This is a genomic window from Vibrio hepatarius, from assembly GCF_001274785.1.
Classification (GTDB): Bacteria; Pseudomonadota; Gammaproteobacteria; order Enterobacterales; family Vibrionaceae; genus Vibrio; species Vibrio hepatarius.
This window is the reverse complement of record NZ_LHPI01000015.1, coordinates 1-2,214: the sequence shown is the minus strand read 5'-3', so window position 1 is coordinate 2,214 and position 2,214 is coordinate 1. Positions and strand designations below refer to the sequence as shown.

The 2,214-nt window shown below is 54.0% G+C and carries 3 protein-coding genes and 1 pseudogene; 1 reads left to right on the top strand and 3 read right to left on the bottom strand.

The genetic code is table 11. The features are described 5' to 3' along the window. The 3 genes and pseudogenes from AKJ31_RS22650 to AKJ31_RS15075 form a co-directional block, all read right to left on the bottom strand. A pseudogene (locus tag AKJ31_RS22650) lies at window positions 1-189 on the bottom strand (ISL3 family transposase); the annotation flags it as partial. 21 nt (window positions 190-210) lie between these two features. After that, window positions 211-723 (bottom strand): signal peptidase II, encoded by a 513-nt coding sequence (lspA, locus tag AKJ31_RS15080; RefSeq protein ID WP_004863699.1) that lies wholly within the window; start codon window positions 721-723, stop codon window positions 211-213. A 3-nt stretch (window positions 724-726) separates the two neighbouring features. Next, complete coding sequence (locus AKJ31_RS15075; RefSeq protein WP_053409936.1) at window positions 727-1,623, bottom strand: cation efflux transmembrane domain-containing protein; 897 nt, start codon at window positions 1,621-1,623, stop codon at window positions 727-729. A 95-nt stretch (window positions 1,624-1,718) separates the two neighbouring features. On the opposite strand from AKJ31_RS15075, the gene cadR reads away from it, so the two are divergent. Then, window positions 1,719-2,126 carry a Cd(II)/Pb(II)-responsive transcriptional regulator gene (gene cadR / locus AKJ31_RS15070; RefSeq protein ID WP_053409935.1) on the top strand — a complete coding sequence of 136 codons (408 nt, stop codon included), beginning with the start codon at window positions 1,719-1,721 and terminating at the stop codon, window positions 2,124-2,126. The last annotated feature ends 88 nt before the right edge of the window (window positions 2,127-2,214 follow it).

Sequence of the window (2,214 nt, the reverse complement as noted above, 5' to 3'; positions counted from 1 at the left end):
GTGGATGGGCAGATCACGATAGGGAACGTCACGCTTGCCGAACCGTACGAACTCACCCTGCACGCCGCATTCCTCGCAGGCGATGGGATCGGGCACGTCCACCTGGAAGTGCATTTCGTCGTCGGTTGATTTGCAGCCCAGTACTTGGTATTGCGGCAGGTGAAGGATGTTGTCGGGAAGTTCGGTCATGGTGTTGTATAGGCGTAGGTGTCAGTCAGATCCATCCGGCTCGGCATTGGTGTTTGCTTTTTTACCCAACAAGCTGCTGGAAACGAAAAGTAAGGCACCGAGGACAATTGCAATATCAGCCAGGTTGAAGGCCGGCCAATGCCAGTCTCGCCAATAGAAATCAAAGGAATCCACAACATAGCCGCGAAAGACCCGGTCAATCAGGTTGCCCATGGCGCCACCGAGGATAAGACTGTAAGCGATGGCTTCTCCTTTATGACGATTTTCAAGGATCAGCTTGATCAGAAAAATCGAGACCACTACCGCGATTCCGATAAAAAAGTAGCGCTGCCAGCCTCCACCATTCGCAAAAAGACTGAATGCGGCACCGGTGTTCCATAGGTGCACCCAGTTAAAGAACGGGGTCACCGAAACATACTCGCCATAGGCCATTGATTGCTGCACCAGCCACTTTACAGCCTGATCAGACGCTGCCAGCAGGCCCGATATGGACAATAGGGCATACGGCGAGAGCTTTTTGCCAATAATGAGCATTATTTAACCCTTCAACGCCAAAATGCGTCTGGCACCGTTAAGTACAATGCCCCCCGCGATGGTGCCGATAATCAGATCCGGATAATTGGAACCGGTCCACGCGACCAGGGCGCCGGCGGTGATGACCCCCAGGTTGATCACCACGTCGTTGGCCGAGAATATCCAGCTTGCCTTCATGTGCGCCCCGCCTTCCCGATGTTTGGATATGAGCAGCAGACAACTGGTATTGGCAATCAATGCGACGAATGCGATAGCCATCATCACCAGCGATTCAGGCTCACTACCGAATACAAAGCGCCTCACGACCTCTACGAGTACGCCAACAGCCAAAACCAGTTGGACCACACCAGCAACGTGCGCAACACGGACCTGCCTTTTCACGCTATGCCCAACCGCATAAAGAGCGAGTCCGTACACTGCCGCATCAGCAAAATTGTCCAGGGACTCTGCAATGAGGCCAGTTGACTGAGCCATCAGACCGGCAGTCATTTCCACCACGAACAGAAGTGCATTGATGCCGAGCAACCAGCGCAGGGTCCCGGATTCTTGCTTAGCAGAAGCTGCCGAAAACTCGGCGGCCTTGATGGTCTCCGGATTTGCAGCGACGGTTTCCTGAAGCGAGGCGCCTAGCCCCAAGGTCTTCAGTTTCGAGGTGACGGGCTCGACCTCGCCGTCATGCACGACCTTCAGCCGGCGGTTCGACAAGTCGAAGGACAGCGCCCGAATCTCCTCAAAGCCGTTCAGGGCTAGGCGAATCATTCGTTCTTCTGATGGACAGTCCATCTTCGGCACGGCATAAACACTGACCCATCTCCCTGGCGCCTCGGAGGAGGCCTGTATATCGGTATCCGCTGCGGACGTTGCATCACCGCCACAGGCGCCACCACAGGATTTGCTCATGATACGACTCCACTTGAACAATGTTGTGGTACCATTTAAAACTATAAAGCTACTATAAGGTCAATAGAGTAAAGAATCCGTTGGGGAGGAGGCTGATGCGCATTGGTCAGTTGGCGCAGTTGGTAGGGGTCGAAACACAGACGATCCGCTTCTATGAACAGCAGGGCTTGTTGCCGCCGCCTGATCGGCAGGACAACGGTTACCGTGTCTATACCGAGAAGCATGGTGAGGGGCTGGCCTTCATCCGTCGCTGCAGAATCCTGGGCCTGTCACTGGCTGAGGTTCACGAACTACAGAGCTATCAGGACGACCCTCATCAGCCTTGTACCGCCGTCAACGCCTTGCTCGATGATCACATCTCTCATGTGCGGTCGCAGATAACCGCTCTGCAAGCGCTTGAGAAACAACTCGTTTCACTGAGAGCGAGTTGCAACGATGACCGGGAAGTTGAGGCGTGTGGGGTTCTTGCTGGAATTAGCGAAGGAAACATGCACCAGCAGTAGGTGAAGCATCAACCAGATAATCCGATGAGATGCCGGTCTGTCTCACTCTCATGCAAAGGTAAGATCAACCATTTAATCCGCTTACCCT